The 19,305-nt window shown below is 53.0% G+C and carries 34 protein-coding genes; 3 read left to right on the forward strand and 31 right to left on the reverse strand.

Translation table 11 applies throughout. The annotated features are described in order from the left end of the window. Positions 1–12 precede the first annotated feature (12 nt). The 28 genes from DI14_RS06450 to DI14_RS06570 all read right to left on the reverse strand — a co-directional run bounded on the left by DI14_RS06450 (position 13) and on the right by DI14_RS06570 (position 12,902). Positions 13–1,290 carry a PBSX family phage terminase large subunit gene (locus tag DI14_RS06450; RefSeq protein WP_034806763.1) on the reverse strand — a complete coding sequence of 426 codons (1,278 nt, stop codon included), beginning with the start codon at positions 1,288–1,290 and terminating at the stop codon, positions 13–15. Then, positions 1,287–1,778 carry a terminase small subunit gene (locus DI14_RS06455; RefSeq protein ID WP_034806765.1) on the reverse strand — a complete coding sequence of 164 codons (492 nt, stop codon included), beginning with the start codon at positions 1,776–1,778 and terminating at the stop codon, positions 1,287–1,289. Before DI14_RS06455 ends, DI14_RS06450 begins: the two co-directional genes overlap by 4 nt. Positions 1,779–2,261: 483 nt before the next feature. After that, positions 2,262–2,441: a hypothetical protein gene (locus tag DI14_RS06460; RefSeq protein ID WP_034806767.1), complete on the reverse strand. Its 180-nt coding sequence runs from the start codon at positions 2,439–2,441 to the stop codon at positions 2,262–2,264. Beyond that, positions 2,441–2,998, reverse strand: coding sequence for a dUTP diphosphatase (locus tag DI14_RS06465; protein WP_034806769.1), 558 nt, complete (start codon positions 2,996–2,998; stop codon positions 2,441–2,443). Before DI14_RS06465 ends, DI14_RS06460 begins: the two co-directional genes overlap by 1 nt. Then, a complete protein-coding gene (locus DI14_RS15450) occupies positions 2,995–3,147 on the reverse strand; it encodes a hypothetical protein (protein WP_160165643.1) in 153 nt (50 codons plus the stop codon). Before DI14_RS15450 ends, DI14_RS06465 begins: the two co-directional genes overlap by 4 nt. Positions 3,148–3,245: 98 nt before the next feature. Next, positions 3,246–3,449 carry a hypothetical protein gene (locus DI14_RS06470; RefSeq protein ID WP_034806771.1) on the reverse strand — a complete coding sequence of 68 codons (204 nt, stop codon included), beginning with the start codon at positions 3,447–3,449 and terminating at the stop codon, positions 3,246–3,248. Continuing rightward, positions 3,446–3,853 (reverse strand): hypothetical protein, encoded by a 408-nt coding sequence (locus DI14_RS06475; RefSeq protein ID WP_034806772.1) that lies wholly within the window; start codon positions 3,851–3,853, stop codon positions 3,446–3,448. Before DI14_RS06475 ends, DI14_RS06470 begins: the two co-directional genes overlap by 4 nt. An 89-nt stretch (positions 3,854–3,942) precedes the next feature. Then, positions 3,943–4,446, reverse strand: coding sequence for a Holliday junction resolvase RecU (locus DI14_RS06480; RefSeq protein WP_051622623.1), 504 nt, complete (start codon positions 4,444–4,446; stop codon positions 3,943–3,945). Then, a complete protein-coding gene (locus DI14_RS15455; protein ID WP_160165644.1) occupies positions 4,446–4,616 on the reverse strand; it encodes a hypothetical protein in 171 nt (56 codons plus the stop codon). The genes DI14_RS06480 and DI14_RS15455 overlap by 1 nt, the downstream gene beginning before the upstream one ends. After that, positions 4,613–5,026 (reverse strand): DUF3310 domain-containing protein, encoded by a 414-nt coding sequence (locus DI14_RS15205; protein ID WP_235193416.1) that lies wholly within the window; start codon positions 5,024–5,026, stop codon positions 4,613–4,615. The genes DI14_RS15455 and DI14_RS15205 overlap by 4 nt, the downstream gene beginning before the upstream one ends. Next, positions 5,023–6,012 carry a helix-turn-helix domain-containing protein gene (locus tag DI14_RS06490; protein WP_034806775.1) on the reverse strand — a complete coding sequence of 330 codons (990 nt, stop codon included), beginning with the start codon at positions 6,010–6,012 and terminating at the stop codon, positions 5,023–5,025. The genes DI14_RS15205 and DI14_RS06490 overlap by 4 nt, the downstream gene beginning before the upstream one ends. Next, positions 6,009–6,656: a helix-turn-helix domain-containing protein gene (locus DI14_RS06495; RefSeq protein WP_034806777.1), complete on the reverse strand. Its 648-nt coding sequence runs from the start codon at positions 6,654–6,656 to the stop codon at positions 6,009–6,011. Before DI14_RS06495 ends, DI14_RS06490 begins: the two co-directional genes overlap by 4 nt. Then, complete coding sequence (locus DI14_RS06500) at positions 6,637–7,083, reverse strand: hypothetical protein (RefSeq protein ID WP_034806779.1); 447 nt, start codon at positions 7,081–7,083, stop codon at positions 6,637–6,639. The genes DI14_RS06495 and DI14_RS06500 overlap by 20 nt, the downstream gene beginning before the upstream one ends. After that, positions 7,080–7,568, reverse strand: coding sequence for a hypothetical protein (locus DI14_RS06505; protein ID WP_034806781.1), 489 nt, complete (start codon positions 7,566–7,568; stop codon positions 7,080–7,082). The genes DI14_RS06500 and DI14_RS06505 overlap by 4 nt, the downstream gene beginning before the upstream one ends. Continuing rightward, a complete protein-coding gene (locus DI14_RS06510; protein WP_152545878.1) occupies positions 7,553–7,732 on the reverse strand; it encodes a hypothetical protein in 180 nt (59 codons plus the stop codon). Before DI14_RS06510 ends, DI14_RS06505 begins: the two co-directional genes overlap by 16 nt. Next, a complete protein-coding gene (locus tag DI14_RS15460; RefSeq protein ID WP_160165645.1) occupies positions 7,729–7,887 on the reverse strand; it encodes a hypothetical protein in 159 nt (52 codons plus the stop codon). The genes DI14_RS06510 and DI14_RS15460 overlap by 4 nt, the downstream gene beginning before the upstream one ends. Before the next feature lie 14 nt (positions 7,888–7,901). Then, positions 7,902–8,108 (reverse strand): hypothetical protein, encoded by a 207-nt coding sequence (locus DI14_RS06515; protein ID WP_034806785.1) that lies wholly within the window; start codon positions 8,106–8,108, stop codon positions 7,902–7,904. Between the two features lie 23 nt (positions 8,109–8,131). Continuing rightward, entirely contained in the window at positions 8,132–9,142 is a 1,011-nt protein-coding gene (locus DI14_RS15020) for a DnaD domain-containing protein (protein WP_051622625.1), read from the reverse strand. Positions 9,143–9,161: 19 nt separating this feature from the next. Then, on the reverse strand, positions 9,162–9,587 hold the full coding sequence (locus tag DI14_RS06525; protein WP_034806787.1) for a single-stranded DNA-binding protein: 426 nt from the start codon (positions 9,585–9,587) through the stop codon (positions 9,162–9,164). Next, on the reverse strand, positions 9,584–9,772 hold the full coding sequence (locus DI14_RS06530; RefSeq protein WP_034806790.1) for a hypothetical protein: 189 nt from the start codon (positions 9,770–9,772) through the stop codon (positions 9,584–9,586). Before DI14_RS06530 ends, DI14_RS06525 begins: the two co-directional genes overlap by 4 nt. Next, a complete protein-coding gene (locus DI14_RS06535) occupies positions 9,759–10,409 on the reverse strand; it encodes an ERF family protein (protein ID WP_034806792.1) in 651 nt (216 codons plus the stop codon). The genes DI14_RS06530 and DI14_RS06535 overlap by 14 nt, the downstream gene beginning before the upstream one ends. A 12-nt stretch (positions 10,410–10,421) precedes the next feature. Beyond that, positions 10,422–10,913, reverse strand: coding sequence for a siphovirus Gp157 family protein (locus DI14_RS06540; protein WP_034806793.1), 492 nt, complete (start codon positions 10,911–10,913; stop codon positions 10,422–10,424). Then, positions 10,910–11,206 carry a hypothetical protein gene (locus tag DI14_RS06545; protein WP_034806794.1) on the reverse strand — a complete coding sequence of 99 codons (297 nt, stop codon included), beginning with the start codon at positions 11,204–11,206 and terminating at the stop codon, positions 10,910–10,912. Before DI14_RS06545 ends, DI14_RS06540 begins: the two co-directional genes overlap by 4 nt. Position 11,207: 1 nt before the next feature. After that, positions 11,208–11,387: a hypothetical protein gene (locus DI14_RS06550; protein ID WP_034806795.1), complete on the reverse strand. Its 180-nt coding sequence runs from the start codon at positions 11,385–11,387 to the stop codon at positions 11,208–11,210. Beyond that, complete coding sequence (locus DI14_RS06555; RefSeq protein WP_034806796.1) at positions 11,384–11,569, reverse strand: hypothetical protein; 186 nt, start codon at positions 11,567–11,569, stop codon at positions 11,384–11,386. Before DI14_RS06555 ends, DI14_RS06550 begins: the two co-directional genes overlap by 4 nt. A gap of 89 nt (positions 11,570–11,658) precedes the next feature. Then, positions 11,659–11,916 carry a helix-turn-helix domain-containing protein gene (locus tag DI14_RS06560; protein ID WP_034806797.1) on the reverse strand — a complete coding sequence of 86 codons (258 nt, stop codon included), beginning with the start codon at positions 11,914–11,916 and terminating at the stop codon, positions 11,659–11,661. Positions 11,917–11,929: 13 nt separating this feature from the next. After that, on the reverse strand, positions 11,930–12,634 hold the full coding sequence (locus tag DI14_RS15210) for a BRO family protein (protein WP_081825837.1): 705 nt from the start codon (positions 12,632–12,634) through the stop codon (positions 11,930–11,932). A 16-nt stretch (positions 12,635–12,650) separates the two neighbouring features. Next, positions 12,651–12,902, reverse strand: coding sequence for a helix-turn-helix transcriptional regulator (locus tag DI14_RS06570; RefSeq protein WP_051622628.1), 252 nt, complete (start codon positions 12,900–12,902; stop codon positions 12,651–12,653). Between the two features lie 122 nt (positions 12,903–13,024). Between DI14_RS06570 and DI14_RS15025 the strand changes: the two genes are divergently transcribed. The 3 genes from DI14_RS15025 (at position 13,025) to DI14_RS06585 (ending at position 15,610) form a co-directional block, all read left to right on the forward strand. Beyond that, entirely contained in the window at positions 13,025–13,456 is a 432-nt protein-coding gene (locus DI14_RS15025) for a helix-turn-helix domain-containing protein (protein WP_051622629.1), read from the forward strand. Between the two features lie 445 nt (positions 13,457–13,901). Beyond that, the gene (locus DI14_RS06580) at positions 13,902–14,360 is read left to right on the forward strand and encodes an SHOCT domain-containing protein (protein WP_034806798.1); all 459 of its coding nucleotides are present in this window, start codon (positions 13,902–13,904) and stop codon (positions 14,358–14,360) included. A gap of 80 nt (positions 14,361–14,440) precedes the next feature. Next, a complete protein-coding gene (locus DI14_RS06585; protein ID WP_034806800.1) occupies positions 14,441–15,610 on the forward strand; it encodes a site-specific integrase in 1,170 nt (389 codons plus the stop codon). A 66-nt stretch (positions 15,611–15,676) separates the two neighbouring features. Here DI14_RS06585 and eno read toward each other — a convergent pair whose 3' ends face one another. Genes eno through tpiA form a run of 3 tightly spaced genes read right to left on the reverse strand, consistent with a single transcriptional unit; the run spans position 15,677 to position 19,290 of the window. Next, positions 15,677–16,969: a phosphopyruvate hydratase gene (eno, locus tag DI14_RS06590; protein ID WP_024370414.1), complete on the reverse strand. Its 1,293-nt coding sequence runs from the start codon at positions 16,967–16,969 to the stop codon at positions 15,677–15,679. After that, a complete protein-coding gene (gpmI, locus tag DI14_RS06595) occupies positions 16,960–18,537 on the reverse strand; it encodes a 2,3-bisphosphoglycerate-independent phosphoglycerate mutase (protein ID WP_051622630.1) in 1,578 nt (525 codons plus the stop codon). Before gpmI ends, eno begins: the two co-directional genes overlap by 10 nt. After that, complete coding sequence (tpiA, locus tag DI14_RS06600; protein ID WP_034806802.1) at positions 18,538–19,290, reverse strand: triose-phosphate isomerase; 753 nt, start codon at positions 19,288–19,290, stop codon at positions 18,538–18,540. Positions 19,291–19,305 lie beyond the last annotated feature (15 nt).

A 19,305-nucleotide genomic window follows, 5' to 3' on the forward strand; every position in this document is an offset into this window, starting at 1 on the left:
TCGACCACCTCCTTATCGTGTGATGGATTTGCCGACGACGAACGTTCTCGCCTTCATGTCGGCTTCTAATGCATAGCGGATTGCGTCGATGCTGTGATTATCCTTGTCCTCGAGCCGCGGCTTCGGGTTACCATCACGGTCGGTCTGATAGTCGATGTTCTCGAACTCTCGTGCCGTGTTCGGTGTCCGTCTCGGGTCGATGATGATTTCTTCTAAGTCGTCCAACCAACGCTCGCCATACTCGACGCTGTCGGGTCCTTTCTTGGCACCGCGTATCCGTTTGACACCGAGCGTTTTCAACTCGTCAATCGATTTCGGTTCAGCCGAGTCGGCGGTCGTGTCAGCCAGATGGTATCCCTTGGAATGCATCCATTCCGCTATCTCACGGTTACTGATCTTGACGCCGTACCGCTCATCCAAGACATAGACGCGACGCCTTGTCTTGTCATAGTGGAGACGGACGAATGCGAGCGGATCCGTCGCATACCCGAAGTCGAGCGCTTGACGGATATTGTCGAAGCTACGAACCTCGTCGTCGGTGATGGAGCGGAATGTAAGGTTGTTGAACGGCACGACGCCCGAGCCAATCGGTTCGCCTAGGTATTCCCAGCGATAGCGGAACAGATTCCGCGCCTGCATCGTCTCCGCCTCCTCGATGAACTGTTTCGATATGAACGGGTTGTCGAGGTACGTCGAGTGATGCACAAACGTGTTCGCGGGCTGTAAGACACTCTCGTACTTCTTGTTCACCCACGACTGTTTTCGTTTCGGTGGGTTGTAGGAGAAGAAGAACTTATAGAAAAGACCATCAGGCAACTCGCCGCGTAACAGGGAGTTGGTGATGGTCGTGACCTCATCTTCGGTTTTGAACTCGGCAAGCTCCTCGATCCATGCGAAGGCGAACGGGAAGTTAGCAGATTTGAGCGACTTGATGCGGTTCGGGTCCTGCGCACCGCGGAACACCATGTAATTCCCGCGCGGTTTGTAAGTGATGCGCATCGGGCTTTTGTTCACCTTGAACAGATGCGAGACACCCGACTCCTCGATGGCCCATTTCATTTGCTCAAAGATGGAGAGTTCAATCGTGTTGTCGACTTTCCGTATCCCGACCGCATTGACAGCGTACCGCATGAGCAATTGTGTCATGATGAGCGCGATGTCCGAAGACTTACCAGAGCCACGACCACCCTTTTCGACGACGTTGAGGACGTCAGGGTTGATGGACGCGCACCATGAGTTATGAAACGCCGGTGGTAGCAACTCGGACAAGCGGATTTGCTTTACGTTCATCCATCATCGCCACCGATGTCGTCAATGAATTGGACAGCACCTGAATGCTCCACCTCTTTACGGTCAGTGAACAACGCGTAATGACGCCCCAGCAATTCAAGCGCCTTGTTCCGATCGCTGTTCTTTGTAGGCAACGGAATCATCTCGGCATACTCGTTATAAACCATCGTCATCTTCTTGCCTTCTGGGTCGTTCTCGTTCGGAATGTATTCCGCTTTCCGAGTAACCACTTCTTTAATTTCAGGCACCTTACCAGCGGCGATATCAGAGAGGCGAGACAGCACTTCCTCTCGAGTCAACGTGTTCTCTAGAAAGGTTTCACGTTGCTTCCCCCCTATATATTTTCGAACATTAACATCTTTCAACAAACGACTTCCTTGCGCTCCGGCGGTCTTCTCACTGTAACCCGCTTTTATAGCGGCTTGAGTGGCATTCAAACTGACAAGATACTCATCACAAAAACGTTGTTGCTTAGGGTTAAGCCCCACTGTCTCACCTCCTTTCCTTATGTCTACAAGGCCGCGCGCGTTCGGGGACGTCTGGGGGAAATAGACACGCGAGCGGTATTCTAGGCACAAAAAAGACGCCCGATGAGGGGCGCCTGTCGTTTACCTGTAAGCTCCGATAGCAACTAAGTGCCGGCGGTAGCCAACCCCGAGGGCTTCTGGGGTTTTGCATCTAATCGGCTATGCAGCCAATGTGGGCGAGTCTGTCCCGCCTGCTTGGTGAATAACACGGGCAAGGATTTGCACCCTGCATACACGGGTTAATCGGGTCATCGGCGGTTCACATCCTACCCGAAACGTCTCGTGCTACCTTTTGCGTCTACCTATTCCGCCACCGTGCATATTGCGAGTCCTCGGAGCGTCCGTTTTCGTCGGTGGTTGGGAACGTCTCCGAGTCCTCTACTCTTTCATCTTACTTCATCTAATGCGCCGGATTGTTCCCATTTTGTTCCCGTTTTGTCCTCGTTATTCCCCGTCCCCTCCCAATTCGTCATAGCACGCCTGGCAATAGCCCTTGCTCCCTCCGAAGAGGTCCGGTTGCTCCACGGTCACCGCTCGTCCGCAGTCGCAGTTGTGCTCGTACCCCGCGATGCGTCGGTTGCGCTCGATCAAGACGTTGAGTGTCGCTTGTGTGTCCAGTTGCATCAGTACACCCCCGAGTCACTGCGTTCGTGGTTAATATCGTTCTTGCGCTTGTACGCGTCGATGATGTCCTGTTCTTTGATTCCATAACTTTCCGCAAGATAAAGTAGTTTCGCAAACGAACTGTAAAAATTCATGTCTGTAATGATTGAAATGGCGATTTCGTGTTTTGGCGTTTCTTTCAAACATCTCTCCTCGTCATCGAGCAGCACATCGACATAAAAGCGATACCCCTCTTCAAGATAACGATATTCCTCTTGATAATATCCGGGCATATCGTCTTGTGCATCGTAGCTTTCTGCCATATGATTCACATAACTCAAGTAAAAATGCAGCGCATCCACCAATTCCTCGATAAACGCCTCTCGTCGCATGGGCTTGTTGCTCCAGTGTTTGAAGTCTCCCTTCAACTCGTTCAAACACTCGGCCAACTCGATGCGGTAATATAATTCAATCCGCCGGAGCGGCAAATCCGTCACGTTGTTCGCCGCCTTGATCTTCGCGTCCAATACTTCCTGCTTGCCTGCCAACTCGATAAACGTCTGCTCTGATAAAATCATGCCCATCTCTCCTCTTCTTCTGCAATGTGCACGTCCTCTTCGAGCGTCTGGATCAAGTGCCACAGCTCGTCGTCCCCGTCGAATCCCTTGCGCTCCATATACGATTTCAGTTGCTTCTCCAACTCTTTCAACGTCTTCAACTCGTCCATGTCGTCATCTCCTCTTGTCGTTTTTTTAGTTAGAAATAAGTCAGAAGTTAGTTAGAAACTGCATCAAAATAAAATTTATCGTTTATGCCCCTTGCCCGTTAAAACGACTTCTCGCACAGCTCGCCGATCTGCTCCGCGTTCATCATCTTGTGCAAGCGGTCGAGCGGGTAGAAGTGCTTACGCCGAGGGCGCACCTCGTACCACCCGTTGCCGTAGTCGATGCCGTCTGCGATGACGACGCCCTTGTACTGGATGCGGACATGCCGTTTGCGGACGTCGTGTGGGATGAGTTCGTATTTCATAGCTTGGCGATATCCTTGACGAGCTGAACCTCGATTGTTGGCACTTGATGCGTGAGTTTAAACGTTTTTGAAAGTGCGTCGAACTCTCTCTCGATTTCACCGGACGTTATCTTCAAACGAACGCCCATGTCATAAAGTGACTTCAAGTTGTCGACCGTGTCGGAAGTTTGATTGAACTTGCCCTCTGCTTCCAATCCGTACAGGAGTTGCCCAATCTGATAAAGCCGAGAACGTTCTTCCAGTTCGTGTCGCGACGAATTTCCATCGCTATTTTCATACGTGTCGATAAGTTGCCGACCGATTTGTTGCAACTTTTGATAAATCACAATGTTCATCCAGTTGTCGTACTTTTCGACCATCCGCTCCACTGCTTCATCAATGCCTTTTTCGATTTCAAATGCCATTTTATCCACTCTCCTAGTCTCGTAGTCCCCACAGCCCCATCGCCCCGATCAGGCAGATGAGCAGCAGGGCCGTGCCCGTCTCCGTCCATTCAATCATCGCCGAGCTCCTCCCGGACCACGCTCAACCAATCGAGCGCCGCTGCACTCTGGCTCTTGACCACGCGGCAGTTGTCCTGAAACCACGCGTAGGGGATGCTCTTGCGTCCATCTTTCTGTTGTTCCCACCAGTGACGCGTCTGCTCTGCGCTCAAGTAATACGTCTCACCGAAATAGTTGAAGCGTACAAGGAAGAACGAGATGCCGTTCTGTTTGATGGTACGGATCATTGTGTCGTACTGGTGATGTTTGATGTTCTTTAGTGGGAAACTCGTCTTGTTCTCGGTTTCCTTCGTGTCGAACGTGATGTATTTGCCGTCATAGACGCCGTAGAAATCGAGTCCTGCCTTCTTGTCATAGAACCACTTGCCACCTTTTAGAGTCGTCACGGCCGCATGGGCTTGATGGATGACCGCCTCTTGACGCATAAGGTAGACGTGGTTCGATTGAAGGACCAATTTTTCAAGATATTTCCCAAGATTCGCTTTCCGTGCCATCAGTCACGCCCCTCCAGTTCCCGCGCCGCCGCTTGGGCGTCCGTGATGCGATACGTCTCGATGAGGTGCGTCGCCCCGTGCATGCCGTCCTCGTAGCCTCGTGCCTTGCCGACTGCATACCCCAAGAGGTACAGCGCCCACGCGCCGAAGATGTACGTTAGTGTAATCATTCGCGTCCCTCCACTTCTTCGATGAGCATGTCCAGGTAGTGACGGCATTTCTTCAAATCAGCCACCGCTTGCATTTTGCGGTCGTACCTCTGTAGGTACTTGAGCGCGTTCCCCCGCAGGAAGCCCTCCACCTGTTCCGGCGGGCAGTTGGCGCGTAGGAAGGCGATCGTGTCGATGCCCGTGTCGTAGTGGGCGGGTTTGGAAGGTTCATCTTGCGGTTCGTATAACTCGAAATATCTCAGAAATCGCTCGTGGGTGACCTTTTCAAACGTGAAACACCCTTCGTCGTCGAACGTGACAAGCACTCCATGTTTGTCGATTTCCTCAGCTGTTACTATGAGACCCTCTTGGAGGAAAGCAAAATCCGAATGGTCCATTAATCGGTACTGTCTTCCGAGTACGTTTTTCATCTCCCCAACTCCCTTTCCAGTGTGTACGTCAACGTCGTGCGCTCGATCAGTTTGCCGTTCTCGACCACCACGTCCACGTTGTGCGTCACGTCCTCGATTTCTTCGCTCCGTGCCGTGAGGTACTCGCCCCAGACCGCCTTGTCGCGGTTCAGGACACGTTGCTCGATGCGCTCAGCGCGTGCAATGTGCTCCATTTTGTCGTGGAGCATCCCGATTAGGTCTGGTTTCTCTTCTGCCTTGAACGAAGTCACGGCGCTTTCTAGGCTGGCTGTCGTCACGTCTGGCATCGTCGGTTCCTCCTTATGCTCTTCCGGGATGGCGGGTTGCGGTTGCGTTGACTTCCGTCGCCCTTGTTTCGCTTTCAAACCAAACTGTTTGCGGATCGCGTCGTACTGATTGTGGTCGAGCTCGAATTTCTTTCGAATCTCTTTGATCGGGGTGCGCTCATCGAGCAAAGCTTGAATCTGTTTCGCGAGTTCTTGCCGTTGTTCCATGGTGATCGGCTCCTTCTTTTTCGGTTTGAGGTCATCCCGCCCGAGATGTTCGATGGCATATCGGATGGCGTTTCGGACCGTAGAATACGAGACCGCCGTCCGGGACGCGACTTGCGATATCGTCAGCCCGGAGTCCAACAGCTCGATAAGGCGCTCATAGCGTTCGCGGCGGACATGGTCATCCGATTGGATGAGGTCGCTGAGTCCGTGCATGTCGAGGAGACTACGCACTTGCCGGACGTTCGCCAGACCGAGTTGCGTCTTGATCCCCGTGACCGTCTTGGCTTCCAGGCACAACTCGCGCAACTCTTCGGTCGTATAGCGCAGGCCGTCCACTTCTTTCCGTTTTTTCGGAACGATTTCGGCAACAAGGGGCTTCAACGTCTCCTCGTCCACTTCATACAACCGGGCCAATTCGTCGAGCTGCATACCGTTCTTGTACTGCTTCTGCACCACGTCGATGCGGATGGGCAGCTTTAGGTCGGTCGTCATGTCGTCTCCTCCTTTTTCGCTTTTCGGTTCATCGGGATGCCAAAGTCACGCTTGGCGTTGCGGACCGTCTCGACATGGATACCGAGCTTCTCCGCGATCTGTCGGGCGTTATAGCCTTCCTTGGCGAGTGCGGCGATTTCATTTGCGCGGGCCTGTCGTCCGTCCTTGTGGAGCTTCGGGGCGCGTTTCGACTTGAACCCGTACTTGGCGCAGACGTCGTAGACCGTGGTCCGATTGACGCCGAGGAGCTCCGAGATTTCGAGCGAGGTCCGTCCCTCTGCCACGAGCTCGCCGATCCGTTGGTTCCGCTCCTCCCTCCGCCGGTCGACCGCCTCGGCGCTGAACTTGTCGAGATGGCCGAACTGTTCGGCGACCGCGAGCACCTCGTCCTTCGTCGCGCCCTCGAGATAGGCGATGCGGGCCGGTGAGGCGCACTCTTCCATGTAGCGGAGCAACCGTTCCTCGGTCAGTGTGTCGGTGAGTGGTGCGATGCCGCCGGTCTCGTGACGTTTCTTCGGTGTGATGCCGGCCACGATGCGTTCGATGGTCGCCTCGTCCACCTCGTGTAGATTGGCGAGCTGTCGGATGGTCATGTGGTTATAAAACTGTTTGCGGATGATGGCGTCAGCGAACTTCGGGGTCATCTTTCCCATCCTCCCAGAGCCCGAACACGTCGGCGATGTAGCCGAGGAGCCGTGCCCGCAGTTTGTAGTACGCCTTCCGCTCGATGCCGAGCAGGAGCATCACCTGGCTGTCGTTGTAGTCATGGCGCGGGTTGTAGCGCATGTCCCAGATGTCGACGAGCTGTTGATGTAGTTTGTCGTCGCGGAGCGTGGCGAGCAGTTCGTATTCCTTCTCTTTCAGGCGGATGACGTCTCGCTTAAAAACGAGCGTCTCGACGGGCGAGGACGGAGCCGCGTGGCTCTGTCCCTCCCTCGGTTCGTATGACGCGGTCGACGGCGCGATTTCCGCCTGCATCTTCAAGTTTTCGATGGTCATCGGTAGTGTGTAGTAGGCGCGGAGCAACTTCTCGCATTGTCGTTGCTTCGGCTTGAGGTTCGTGTCGATCAATGGTGTTCCTCCTTCTTCTCGACGAGCGCCATGTACGTCTCGCCGTCGCAATAAAAGTCTGTCGAGATGCCGCCGATTTGCACATATCCCTTCTCGAGATATTCGACGATGCGGCGTTCGAGCTTGTGGCGGCTTCCGCTCTTGAGCAACTGGCGCCCGTTCTTCGAGACGCCGCACACGATTTCGTGCCACTCGCGCTGTTCGGCGGTCAGCTTGCGAATCGTCAGCTTCTGGCGTTTCTTTCGGCTCTCGTGTAATGGGACGAAACGCTTCGGCATGTCCGGCTGAATCTCCGGCTTTTGTGGGATGCGACGGGACGGGTCGGCCGCGCCCATCTCCCTAAGTACATCCTCGACCGTCATCGTGGTGAGGATAAAGTCCTTACGTTCTCGTCGTGTGTCCATCTCGAACCGCTTGGCGATGTCGCTCGCCGAGAGTCCGTTTGCGTGTAGCGTCATAATCATGCGTCTCATCCGTTTGTCCATGTACGATGTACCTCCCAGCCCTCTTTCAAGTGGCGTTGCAACTCTTGCTGGCTCATGTCGTGATACAGGGTGATCCGCGTGTCGCCCTCGTACCGGACGAGGAACACCTCACGCGTTCCCCGATACCGGACGAAGGTCTGCGGCTTCTTCTTACGTCGGTTCATCGGAGCGTCCATTCGCCCGATTCGAGCTCGGCGGCAATCTCTTCGCTGGTCAGCTTCTTGGTGTCGACAAGGCGGTTGTTTTCGATTGCATGGATCGTCAGTTGATTCGGGAACAGCAGGTAGTGGGTCGGGCCGTCGATGCGTTCGTAGACCATATTTTGCGTCCTCCTTATGCCCAGTAGTAACCTTGTTTCAACGTCGCTTCCCAATCATTTAATTCGTAGACACGCTTTGAACGTGTCTTGCTTCCGTAGCAGTTCGTCGTATGGTCCACTTCGACCCAGGTCTTATCTTTGGCCCAGTCTTCTTTCGTCCATTCAGCGTTATACGTTTCCACATCGTGAACTTCGACGATGTAGTTTTCAAGCATGTTCATTTCTGTGTCCCCCTTTTGTTCGTTCATGATCCACTCCGTATTTCAGCGAGCAACTTCTCGAGCTCGTGGTCGTCCGGGACACTCGCGGCGAGTTCGTCCTGACGGCGCTTGTCATGTTCGCGCTGTTTAGCTCCCTCTTCTTCGAGCCATTCCGGCGTCTTCTTCATGCCCGTCTCCTTGTTCGGTGACCACGACTTGCGGTTCTGATTGGCGCGCTTCTTCTGTTCGAAGGCGTCACGGTCTTGGATGAGCCCTTGCATGTTCGTGATACCTCTGTCGCGCCATGCGCCCAAGATGCCTCGGATATATTTGTAGTTCCGGATGTTGGCGAGCGCGGCCTCGTTGATGGCCTCGGTCAGAAGTTCGAGTCCGAACTCGTTTAGGTCGTCTTCGAGAAACTCGTACACGGCTTGAATGTTTTGATTGATTTTACTCGTGTATAAATCAGCTAACTGCTGGAATTCATTCTCGCCAGTAGTAGTAGAATTACTTGTAGATGTAATCCCTGTATTAGTAATCAATGTATTTGTCTCGTTTTCATACGATAGGGGTGTCGTTTCTATACGATAGCCCTCTCGTTTCTGTACGATAGGGTCTCGTTCTCCTACGACAGGGTACGTCAATTCGTTCCGCTTCGCGGGTATCAATTCGATGAATCGGACGTTGTTGAGCGTCATGATTTCTGTCTCAACATGGCGAAGGTGATTCTTAATCACCCCGAGCTCTTCGAGAAACTTGAGTGCCGTGTACGTCTGGTCTTTCGTGAGGCCGAACGTCTTTTCGAAACCCTTGCGGCTCTTCTGCAGCAAGTCTTGTTTGAATCGTTTCTTATAGCCGAGGAACTCGCCCGTGACCTCGTCCTTCATCTGGCTTGGTCGGTACCAGTACACAATCTCCGAGAGTAAGATGATCGCGTTGATGTTCGGCTTTCCTTTGTCGTTGACGATGGTCTTAAACCACGTGTGAGGGATGGCGATGGACGGCGGGGCGTACCCCACCATCGCATCGACAATCTCGTTTCCGGTCAGTTTCATACATGTTCACCCTTTCGCATCAAAACGGTAATGAGGATTCGTCAAAGTCTAGAGTCCCACCGCTTGAGAACGCGTCCGAATCTTTTGCTGTCTTCGGTGCGCCTTGTGACTGCGACTGTCCGCCCGCCTTCGGTTCGAGGAAGCGGACGCTGTCGGCTACGACCTCGGCCCGTTGACGTTTCGTGCCGTCCTGCGCCTCGTAGCTACTGATCTGCAAGCGACCGTCGACACCTGCCATGCTGCCCTTCTTCAAATACTGGGCGACGTTCTCGGCCTGTTTGCGCCAGACGGTGCAGTCGATGAAGTCCGCCTCTTTCTTGCCTTCCTGCCCGGTGAACGGGCGGTCGCACGCCAATGTGAACCGCGTGACAGCGATGCCGCTCTGTGTGTAACGCATTTCAGGATCCCGTGTAAGTCTGCCTACCAATACAACTCGGTTAATCATTGTGTTTGCTCCTTCTTCGTCCAAATTTTGTTGACGTGCGTGTCGATGCTCTTGATATACGCTTGCTCCTGCTCATAGGTCATGAAGTGCTCGTCGGCTTGGGTCGTAGCCATGAGGTCGAGGACGTGTGCCTCGTCGTGGTCCACTTCAATGCGTTCGTATTCGTCATATTCAGGCAGTTGCATCTTTGCGCGCCCCCTTCACCATTTCATTCAGTTTTCCGATGACGTAGTTCAACATATTGATGTCGTTCGTCTCGGGTTCAATTTTCAAGAACTCATAGAGTTTTTCGCGTGACCCCGTTTCACGGAGGGCGATATATTGATCCATGAGCTTGATGATGTTCGCGTGCGCCTCGTTCGCTTTCTTTTTCAGCTCTTCATCGAGTTTGGCGGAGTGAATTTTGTCCGTGTCTTCACCGCTCGCGATGGCGAATGAGCGGAGGAGCGCGTATTTATAGGCGTATGTCATGGCCTTTCCTGCCGCTTTGTCCTGCGAGTCAGCACCCTCACCCGTCGATACGATGTCGACGTAGTCGCCGCCGTCTGCGTTCACGAGACGGTATGTGACGTCGATTGTCGTCAGGTTGCCGACGCGGGTCGATGTTTGGTGAATCGGATACATGACCAGGCCGAGTTCGACGAAGGCTTGGCGGACGGTCGAGGTGACTTTTTCTTCGGATAATCCTTTGTAGCTCGTGTTCTTGAACTCCACCTTGTCGTCTTTCTTGAGGTACTCGACTTTCTTCATGACTTCGAGCATCTTTTGGTGGATGTTAAGCGGTTTTGGTTCGACCGCTTGTTCTTCGGTTTTGGTTGCCATTGGAGTTCCTCCTTATCGGATGCTTAGGTTCTTGTTCGTGGTGAGTGAGACGCCGTCAAAGGCCTGTCCTGCCTTGAGCGCTTCTTTCAAGGCTGTAAGGTTCGGCTCACGCTTGATGCGCAGGAAACACTCAGGGAGCGCGTCTAGATTCGTCACAGCCACCTTCTCCGACTTGCGGAAGCCGATGGTGTACTTCAATCCATTGATGCGGTCGATGTCCGCGTCCTCGAGCATGTCGGCGAGGTACGTCTTCATGCGCTCCACCTTGGCGTCGTTCAAGCGACGGCGTTCGGCGAGCCGTTGCTCTTCCTGTTTGAGTGCGGCGCTGTCGGCTTGGAGCGAGAAGATGAACGAGGCGACGGCCTCGGCTTTGTCTTGGATGGCTTCGTCGAGTGCTTCGAGCGTGTCGCCCACGGCGTCCGAGAGTTCGAGGTCCTCGCTGTCCATGGCGGCGATCAGGTCGAGCAGTTCTTGGCGTTTGCTTGTGAGTTCGTAGAGTTTCATACGGCTGTCCCTCCTTGCATTTCTTTGAGCATCGTGTCGTAGCAGATGTGATTGACGCGCTCAGCGCCGTATTCTTTAGCCATGCGCTCGTACCAGAGTTCAACGTCATTCTTTGGCTCATCCTGCGCGAGCGTGTTCTGCCAGTGGAGCGCCTGTTCGATTTGGTACAGCGCTTGATAGAGCGGCGTGTCGATGTCGGCGTTGAGGTTGCCGAGGCGGTGGAGCTTCTCGCGGATGTCGGTGAGGTCACCGGAGATGTCAGTGAGCGCGTTGATTTTGTCGTATGGGGTCATGTCAATATTCCTCCTTACCGAATACTTCGTCGATGTGGTCCAATAAATCACGGTAGATGATGACGGTACGTTCCGATTCGGGGCCGGTCGTCAATTCCGTGTAATTTCGAATCATGTTTTGGATATACGCGCGGTGAAACTTGATTTGCTCCTCGCGTTCCTGGAGTGTGTAGCGCTTCATGCGTCCTCCCCCTTTGTGCTGAGGTAGCTGATCCCTGCGAAGACTGTCGCGAGGGTGAGTGTGACGGCGGCGCCGACGAGGTAGTAGTCGGATTGACCGAGTAGCATCGTGAGTAAGAGTGATGCAAGAGCGGCGTAGCCTAGCGTCTGGAACAGGATGTCGGTCTGTCGTTCGGTGAGCATGTTATCCTCCATTTCTGAGGCGCCCCGTGGTATACTCAAGGTGTCGAATCATGAGCGGACGGGGTTTTTACCTCGTTCGTTTTCTGTGTTTACGAGCGTTCTAGCAAGGCGTCGAGGTCGCTTTTCAAGTAGCGGACCGTTTTGCCATCCCGATAAACGGGCAATCCTTTTGAATAGCTCCGTTCCGTCAAGGTAGAGCGGTCGATGCCGAGGTAGGCGCACGCCTCTTTCTGCGATAGCCACGTCTTCTGTGTGGCGCTTAGCGCGAGTTCGGCACCTTTCTGTGCGGCTTCGACGAGCATCGTGTTGAGTTCGCTCGTGGTGAGCGTGACGACTTGGACATTCATGTGCGTGCTCCTTTCACTGGAATGGCGGGCGCCATGCCTGTACATATTGCAATGCCTCTTCAAAGTCTTTCCGTAGAATCTCGCCGTAACGTGGCACGTTGAACGCTTTCTTCAAGTCGCTACCGCAACGGCTGTGGAATTTCGCTTTCGTGTCGAGAAACGGATGATCGTCGCCGTAGCGGTCGAACATATCGCGGACCCGACGACGTTTCGCTTCTTGGATGGCGAGTTCTTGGCCGTGCGTCAACGTGAGGCCGTTCTTCAATTCGTGAATATCCATCTGAACTTCATCGAGCGCAGCGACCGCAACTTCCTTCCAGTCGATTAGGTCGGCGACACCACGGAACAACTTCGGCATCGTTTCGACGACTTGCTGAGGCAGTTGTGGTTTCGGCATCTCGTAAGTCCCTGTTTTGCGAAGAGACGGGAGAACATCGCCTGTGATCCACTTGCGGAAACGTTTTGCTTGCGGCTTACGGCTGTCGAGGATGACGTCGTACAATCCGTCTTCATTGATTGCCGTGACCTGTTGCTCACGATCCATCACATCTAGGATGACCTCGATACTAACGACCCCACCTTCTAATCGCTTCTTCACGTCACTCGGGTTTCCGATTTCGAGCACCTTGCATACATCTGCTAATACGAACAGCGGCGTTTCCTTGTCGCCGAGGATGCGGACGCTTTGCCCTTCGAACACTTTCGTTAATTGGTTCATTCGTGTTACACTCTCCTTATAGATTATTCTCAAACTGTTGTACTCTTCTCAAAATGAGAAGCTTGTCCGTAAAAAAAATTTTCTCCAATGGCTCTTCCAACACTTCCGAGATGATTAGCGCTTCGCCGACTGTGACTTTACGCGTCCCTTCCTCAATTCGGAAGTATCCGTTCGGAACGATGCCGAGTTTGCTCGCGAGATGTTTCTGGGTAATTCCTTTAGAGACACGCAAGTCGCGGAGCGTCGTTCGGTCGATGGTTTGACTCATTCCCTCACCTCCTTGACTCCACTATAAACTTCTCAAAATGAGATGTCAATCACAATTTGAGATTTATTTTAATCAATTTGATACTTTTGTAATTCATTCGGTATACTTAAGGAGGTTACATCATGGTTGACACCACGATAATGGAGACTTTTAATGGGAGTAGAGGGAGCGAAACGGATATGACTACTATTGGCAAGCGGGCTTTTGCTCGTCGCAAAGATTTAGGTTTGACGCAAAAATTTATTGCCGAGCAATTAAAGGTGTCGCCGAACACCTATTCAAATTATGAAAGTGATAAACGTAAAATCGAGGCAGATATGATTCCGAAGCTTGCGAAGTTATTAAAAACGACGACAAGTTATCTTTTGGGGGAGTCGGACGATCCAGAGGAGACGAAGTTCGAAGCCGCCATGCGTTTCAGCGACATGGAGATCAAGATACTTCGTACCCTCAACTTGTCAGATGACGACACAAAAAATCTCACAGATGAACAGATCCGTGAGATTCGGGCGTTTATAGAATTTCAGATTTCCCGTCACCGGGAGCGGAAGTAAGGGAGCGGTCACGCTCTCTTTTTTTGTGGCAAGAATACCGCCGGCAGTTTGTGCTCACCCCAGCGCGTCCGATCGAACACGTCTTCGAGTGTGAACTGCAACACGGCGACTTGACCCGTCATTTCATCAAAAAAAGAAGCTCTCGGTTTAGTTGGTTCGATTCGGCTGCGTTGTCTAGCTTCGATGTAGGGGCTGAGACTTCTACCATTCGTATTCCTTCTTTCGTCCTATTTTTCACGAACGAGCGTTCGTGCTTGTGACTATAGTATGTGCGAAATCACCTTACTATTCAACCACAATTTTGACGAACCTTGTAAAATATTGTTCGACAGTTTGGGATTTAGTCATAACTTGTTTGTCGAACCGAAACTTTATTTAACAAAGATGGGTATAAGTAGATTAGATGCTATAATCGACGTGAAGAATGACCAAGGAGGAAGAACCAATGAACAACGTATTTGATTTCAAATCGAATGGGAAGACGACCGTGACTGTGGAGAATGGATTTATCAAGATTTCACGGCGCGGCATCATGAACCGGTTGAACAACGGCGGCGGCGATAAGAACATCCGAATCAGTTCGCTGTCTGGCGTGCAGGTCAAGAAGCCCGGACTCACGACAGGATACATTCAGTTTATTTTCTCGGGTAGCAAGGACACGTCCGGCGTGAAGGACGCGGTAAAAGATGAGAACTCGATCTTGTTCGCGAAACCGGAGTACGACCTTGCGTTAAAGCTACGCGATCACGTCGAAGAATTGTTAGCCCAACCGGCACAGCCACAAGTCGCGGTGAGCACAGCAAGCGCGGCCGACGAATTGCTCAAGCTCAAACAGTTGCTTGACGCGGGCGTCCTCTCACAAGACGAGTTCGACGCTCAGAAAGCTAAATTGCTCAACGCCTAAGACCCCGCGCGGGTCTTTTTTTGTTGTACCGTCTCGGGTGCGGGTTTGCTATGATGACAGTAGCAAGGAGGATTCGACACATGAACATGAAGAAAAACGATAAAGGCAAGTGGGAGGTCCGCCTCTCGCTCGGCATCGACGCCCGGGGCAAGCGTGTCCAGAAGTATCTGAGCGCGAGCACGAAACAAGAGCTCCGGGCCAAGGTGAGCGCCTTCGAACAGGCGTATGCGAACGGCGAGATTGCCACGAGCATCCACGAACGGCGCAAGACGTACACGGTCACCGATCTACTCGACGAATATTTTGAGGTACATACCCCGTCCCTCTCGATCAATACGCGACGGAACTACCGCTCGCTCATCACCTGCATCACGAAGCATCTGGGGACGCACGACATCAACCGATTGACCGCGCGCCACCTCGAAAGCTATCTCTCGATGCTCGAAAAAGAGAAAGGGATGAAGACGTCTTCTGTCAACCTGCGCATCGTCCTGTTCCGTGCCGCGTTCGATTATGCACGACAGGCGGGCTATACGAAGAACGACGCACCAATGTTTTTGAAACGGCGCAAGGAGACGAAGACCAAGCGGAACCTGTGGACCGTCGACGAACTGGTCCGTTTCCTCGACACGGCACGGGAGCACTCGCCCTACTGGGTCACGTTCGTGCTGCTCGCCATGACCGGCGCGCGGCGCAACGAGGTCAAGGCGTTGACGTGGGATTGTGTCCATCTCGACGAGGGTTACGTCCATATCAACAAGTCCATCGCCCAATTGACGGCCGCGCAGCGGCACGAGTCACGGACGGGCAAACTCCATCAGTTCACCCCACCGAAGACTAAGCGAAACCGTGACGTCTATTTGGATGCCGGTACGATGTCCGAGTTACGGCGTTGGCGCGTTGAACAGGCCGAGTTACTGCTACGGTTTGGGGAGAAGCCAGAGGACGATCTCGTCTGCACGACGCCGTTCGGGAAGTACCTCAACGACACGTTGCTCCGGACCGAGTACCGACGCATCTGCACACGGGTCGGACTGACGCCGATGCGCATCCATGACTTCCGGCATATGCACGCGACCATCCTACTCAACAATGACACGAACATCAAGGTCATCCAGGAACGGCTCGGGCATACGTCGATTGCCACGACGATGAACATCTATTCGCACGTCACCGAGGCGAAACAAAAGGACGCCGCAAACGCCTTCCGTCTCCAAATCGACCGAGAAAAAAAGCGAAATGTGCAATAAATGTGCAATTCCAGAAACAAAAAGACCCACGAACGGCTACATAGAGCCATCCGTGGGTTGTTTTAATTATTTTTTGAGGTTGTAGAACGACTTGATACCGTCGTATTTCGCTACATCGCCGAGCATGTCTTCGATGCGGAGAAGTTGGTTGTACTTCGCGATACGGTCTGTACGCGAGAGCGAACCAGTCTTGATTTGACCAGCGTTTGTCGCAACCGCGATGTCCGCGATTGTCGCATCTTCTGTTTCACCAGAACGGTGCGAGATAACAGCTGTGTAACCAGCTTTTTTAGCCATTTCGATCGCGTCGAATGTTTCTGTAAGCGTACCGATTTGGTTAACTTTGATGAGGATCGAGTTCGAGATGCCTTTCTCGATACCTTCAGCGAGTTTCTCCGTGTTCGTTACGAAGAGGTCATCCCCAACGAGTTGAACTTTGTGGCCGATCTTGTCAGTAAGAAGCTTGAAGCCATCCCAGTCGTTCTCGTCGCAACCGTCTTCGATTGAGATGATTGGGTACTTGTCAACGAGCTCAGCGTAGAAGTCTACGAGCTCAGCAGTCGTCATCGACTTGCCTTCGCCAGCGAGTTCGTACTTGCCAGTCGACTTGTCGTAGAACTCAGAAGACGCAACGTCCATTGCGAGGTAGATGTCTTCGCCAGCTTTGTAACCAGCTTTTTCGATCGCTTCAAGGATAACCGTGATCGCTTCTTCGTTTGACTTAAGGTTTGGTGCGAAACCACCTTCGTCACCGACAGCTGTGTTGAGACCCATACCAGAAAGAACTGATTTGAGGGCGTGGAATACTTCTGCACCCATGCGGAGCGCTTCGCGGAACGATGGCGCGCCGACAGGCATGATCATGAACTCTTGGAAGTCAACGTTGTTGTCCGCGTGCGAACCACCGTTGATGATGTTCATCATTGGCGTTGGGAGCGTCTTCGCGTTGAATCCGCCGAGGTACGTGTAAAGTGGAAGGCCGAGCTCGTCTGCTGCTGCGTGTGCTGCTGCCATCGAGACACCGAGGATCGCGTTCGCGCCGAGTTTGCCTTTGTTTTTCGTACCGTCGAGCTCGATCATTTTAGCGTCGAGTGCGTTTTGGTCGAAGACATCGTAGCCGATGAGTTCTGGTGCGATTGTGTCGTTTACGTTCGCAACGGCTTTAAGTACGCCTTTACCAAGGTAACGTGACTTGTCGCCATCGCGGAGTTCGACTGCTTCGTGCTCACCAGTTGATGCGCCTGATGGGACGAGGGCACGGCCGAAACCGCCGTCTTCTGTGAAGACTTCTACTTCGATTGTTGGGTTACCGCGTGAATCCAAAATTTCGCGTGCGTAAATTTCTGTAATCATTGACATATTAAATCTCTCCTTTTTGGTTGGAAATTATTTTTTGTAACGATTGACGTACCGGTCATTTCAGCCGGTTGATCGGCACCGAGAAGGTCGATCAACGTCGGCGCGAGGTCGCAAAGCGAGCCTTTTAGAACAGGTTTCAGTTCAACGCCTGGCTTCGTGATGATACATGGGACAGGTTCTGTCGTATGCGCCGTCATCGGTGAGCCGTCCGGGTTCGTGACGAGGTCAGCGTTCCCGTGGTCCGCCGTGATGATCGCCGCGCCGCCTTTGGCAATGAGTGCGTCCACTACTTTACCGAGGCATTCGTCGACGACTTCGACCGCTTTTTTCGTCGGTTCGAGCATACCGGAGTGACCGACCATGTCCGGGTTCGCGTAGTTGATGATATACGCATCGTATTGATCTGACTCGATACGCTCCAAGAGACCTTCTGTGAGCTCGTATGCGCTCATTTCCGGTTTCAAGTCGTACGTCGCGACTTTCGGCGACGGCACGAGGAAGCGATCTTCGCCTTCGAACGGTGTTTCTTGTTGTCCGTTCAAGAAGAACGTGACGTGCGGGTATTTCTCAGTTTCCGCGGCGCGGAGCTGTTTGTACCCTTGCGCGGCGAGCGTTTCGCCGAGCGTGTTCTTCAAATCTTCCGGTGGGAAGACGATATCTGTGTCGATTTCATCCGAGAACTTCGTCATCGAGACGAGCAAGATGTTCTGTGGATGTGTGTTCGAAAGTTCGAAGCCTTTGAAGCCGGTCTTCTCTTTAAACACTTTCGCAAGTTCGATCGCCCGGTCCGGACGGAAGTTGAAGAACATGATCGCGTCGTTGTCTTTGATCGTCGCGATCGGTTGACCGTCTTTCTCGATGACCGTCGGGTTGACGAACTCATCCGTGAGCCCTGCTTCATACGACTGGTTCAAGACGTCGACGGCGTTCGTGCCGACTTCGCCTTTGCCGTGGACGAGGACGTCGTATACTTTCTCGACGCGCTCCCAACGGTTGTCGCGGTCCATGGCATAATAGCGTCCAGACACGCTAGCGACTTGACCGACACCGAGTTCAGCGAGCTTCGCTTCCGTCTGTTCGAGGAAGCTTGCGCCTGATTTCGGATCACAGTCACGGCCGTCCGTGAAAGCGTGAATGTAGACTTTTTCAATGCCATGAAGTTTAGCGAACTCAACGACAGCGAACATGTGTTGAATGTGCGAGTGAATCCCGCCGTCCGAGACGAGGCCCATGATATGGAGGCTCGAATCGTACTTTTTCACATGTCCCGCCAAATGGTTCATCGCTTGACGGTCGAAGAACGAACGGTCTTTGATGGCGTTGTTGACGCGCGAGAGTGACTGATAGACGACCCGGCCGGCACCGATGTTCAAGTGACCGACTTCCGAGTTGCCCATCTGTCCTTCCGGAAGGCCGACGTACTCGCCTTGCGCGTTGAGAAGCGTATGCGGATACGTCTCCCAGAAACGGTCGAAGTTCGGTTTGTTCGCCGCAGCGACCGCGTTACCGAACGTCTCGTCCCGCATGCCAAAACCATCTAAGATGATGAGGGCGACTGGTCTTGCCATTTAAATCGCCTCCAACAACTTGAGGAACGAAGCAGCTTCAAGTGAAGCACCGCCGACGAGTGCGCCGTCGATGTCTTCTTGCGCCATATACTCCTTGATGTTCTCAGGTTTTACAGAACCGCCGTATTGGATGCGTACTGCAGCCGCCACGTCTTCACCGTAAAGGCCTTTCACCACGTCACGAACATATTTGCATGAGCTTTGCGCGTCTGCTTCGTCCGCTGATTTACCAGTACCGATTGCCCAGACTGGCTCATAGGCGATGACGAGTTGTTTCACTTGGTCAGCTGAGAGGTCCGCGAGGCCACCTTCGACTTGCGTCTTGATGACTTCTTCGAACTTGCCGCCTTCGCGCTCCTCGAGTGTTTCACCGACACAAACGATTGGCGTAAGACCGTGTTCGAACGCTTTTTTCGTTTTGCTGTTGATGAACGCATCCGACTCGCCGAAGTATTCGCGACGCTCTGAGTGTCCAAGGATGACGTATGTCACGCCGAGGTCAGCGACCATGGCCGGGCTGATTTCGCCTGTGTATGCCCCGCTGTCTTTGTCGTACATGTTTTGGGCACCAAGCTTCAAGTCTGACCCTTTCGCTGCTTCTACCATTGGAGCTAGGAAGACAGCTGGTGCGCCGATTGCCGCGTCAACTTTGTCTGTTGACGGGACGTTGTTTTTGACTTCCTCGACGAAAGCGACTGCTTCCGAGAGTGTTTTGTTCATTTTCCAGTTACCTGCAATAATCGGTTTACGCATCGATAACCCTCCTCT

The organism is Exiguobacterium sp. AB2, from assembly GCF_000696055.1.
GTDB lineage: Bacteria > Bacillota > Bacilli > Exiguobacteriales > Exiguobacteriaceae > Exiguobacterium > Exiguobacterium alkaliphilum.

What these genes read in the sequence shown, in the direction of transcription:
- DI14_RS06450 (WP_034806763.1), bottom strand. Translation starts at nt 1,290, where the DNA reads ATGAACGTAAAGCAAATCCGCTTGTCCGAGTTGCTACCACCGGCGTTT.
- DI14_RS06460 (WP_034806767.1), bottom strand. Translation starts at nt 2,441, where the DNA reads ATGCAACTGGACACACAAGCGACACTCAACGTCTTGATCGAGCGCAAC.
- DI14_RS06465 (WP_034806769.1), bottom strand. Translation starts at nt 2,998, where the DNA reads ATGATTTTATCAGAGCAGACGTTTATCGAGTTGGCAGGCAAGCAGGAA.
- DI14_RS15450 (WP_160165643.1), bottom strand. Translation starts at nt 3,147, where the DNA reads ATGGACGAGTTGAAGACGTTGAAAGAGTTGGAGAAGCAACTGAAATCG.
- DI14_RS06470 (WP_034806771.1), bottom strand. Translation starts at nt 3,449, where the DNA reads ATGAAATACGAACTCATCCCACACGACGTCCGCAAACGGCATGTCCGC.
- DI14_RS06475 (WP_034806772.1), bottom strand. Translation starts at nt 3,853, where the DNA reads ATGGCATTTGAAATCGAAAAAGGCATTGATGAAGCAGTGGAGCGGATG.
- DI14_RS06480 (WP_051622623.1), bottom strand. Translation starts at nt 4,446, where the DNA reads ATGGCACGGAAAGCGAATCTTGGGAAATATCTTGAAAAATTGGTCCTT.
- DI14_RS15455 (WP_160165644.1), bottom strand. Translation starts at nt 4,616, where the DNA reads ATGATTACACTAACGTACATCTTCGGCGCGTGGGCGCTGTACCTCTTG.
- DI14_RS15205 (WP_235193416.1), bottom strand. Translation starts at nt 5,026, where the DNA reads ATGAAAAACGTACTCGGAAGACAGTACCGATTAATGGACCATTCGGAT.
- DI14_RS06490 (WP_034806775.1), bottom strand. Translation starts at nt 6,012, where the DNA reads ATGACGACCGACCTAAAGCTGCCCATCCGCATCGACGTGGTGCAGAAG.
- DI14_RS06495 (WP_034806777.1), bottom strand. Translation starts at nt 6,656, where the DNA reads ATGACCCCGAAGTTCGCTGACGCCATCATCCGCAAACAGTTTTATAAC.
- DI14_RS06505 (WP_034806781.1), bottom strand. Translation starts at nt 7,568, where the DNA reads ATGGACAAACGGATGAGACGCATGATTATGACGCTACACGCAAACGGA.
- DI14_RS06510 (WP_152545878.1), bottom strand. Translation starts at nt 7,732, where the DNA reads ATGAACCGACGTAAGAAGAAGCCGCAGACCTTCGTCCGGTATCGGGGA.
- DI14_RS15460 (WP_160165645.1), bottom strand. Translation starts at nt 7,887, where the DNA reads ATGGTCTACGAACGCATCGACGGCCCGACCCACTACCTGCTGTTCCCG.
- DI14_RS06515 (WP_034806785.1), bottom strand. Translation starts at nt 8,108, where the DNA reads ATGAACATGCTTGAAAACTACATCGTCGAAGTTCACGATGTGGAAACG.
- DI14_RS15020 (WP_051622625.1), bottom strand. Translation starts at nt 9,142, where the DNA reads ATGAAACTGACCGGAAACGAGATTGTCGATGCGATGGTGGGGTACGCC.
- DI14_RS06525 (WP_034806787.1), bottom strand. Translation starts at nt 9,587, where the DNA reads ATGATTAACCGAGTTGTATTGGTAGGCAGACTTACACGGGATCCTGAA.
- DI14_RS06530 (WP_034806790.1), bottom strand. Translation starts at nt 9,772, where the DNA reads ATGCAACTGCCTGAATATGACGAATACGAACGCATTGAAGTGGACCAC.
- DI14_RS06535 (WP_034806792.1), bottom strand. Translation starts at nt 10,409, where the DNA reads ATGGCAACCAAAACCGAAGAACAAGCGGTCGAACCAAAACCGCTTAAC.
- DI14_RS06540 (WP_034806793.1), bottom strand. Translation starts at nt 10,913, where the DNA reads ATGAAACTCTACGAACTCACAAGCAAACGCCAAGAACTGCTCGACCTG.
- DI14_RS06545 (WP_034806794.1), bottom strand. Translation starts at nt 11,206, where the DNA reads ATGACCCCATACGACAAAATCAACGCGCTCACTGACATCTCCGGTGAC.
- DI14_RS06550 (WP_034806795.1), bottom strand. Translation starts at nt 11,387, where the DNA reads ATGAAGCGCTACACACTCCAGGAACGCGAGGAGCAAATCAAGTTTCAC.
- DI14_RS06555 (WP_034806796.1), bottom strand. Translation starts at nt 11,569, where the DNA reads ATGCTCACCGAACGACAGACCGACATCCTGTTCCAGACGCTAGGCTAC.
- DI14_RS06560 (WP_034806797.1), bottom strand. Translation starts at nt 11,916, where the DNA reads ATGAATGTCCAAGTCGTCACGCTCACCACGAGCGAACTCAACACGATG.
- DI14_RS15210 (WP_081825837.1), bottom strand. Translation starts at nt 12,634, where the DNA reads ATGAACCAATTAACGAAAGTGTTCGAAGGGCAAAGCGTCCGCATCCTC.
- DI14_RS06570 (WP_051622628.1), bottom strand. Translation starts at nt 12,902, where the DNA reads ATGAGTCAAACCATCGACCGAACGACGCTCCGCGACTTGCGTGTCTCT.
- DI14_RS15025 (WP_051622629.1), top strand. Translation starts at nt 13,025, where the DNA reads ATGGTTGACACCACGATAATGGAGACTTTTAATGGGAGTAGAGGGAGC.
- DI14_RS06580 (WP_034806798.1), top strand. Translation starts at nt 13,902, where the DNA reads ATGAACAACGTATTTGATTTCAAATCGAATGGGAAGACGACCGTGACT.
- DI14_RS06585 (WP_034806800.1), top strand. Translation starts at nt 14,441, where the DNA reads ATGAACATGAAGAAAAACGATAAAGGCAAGTGGGAGGTCCGCCTCTCG.
- eno (WP_024370414.1), bottom strand. Translation starts at nt 16,969, where the DNA reads ATGTCAATGATTACAGAAATTTACGCACGCGAAATTTTGGATTCACGC.
- gpmI (WP_051622630.1), bottom strand. Translation starts at nt 18,537, where the DNA reads ATGGCAAGACCAGTCGCCCTCATCATCTTAGATGGTTTTGGCATGCGG.
- tpiA (WP_034806802.1), bottom strand. Translation starts at nt 19,290, where the DNA reads ATGCGTAAACCGATTATTGCAGGTAACTGGAAAATGAACAAAACACTC.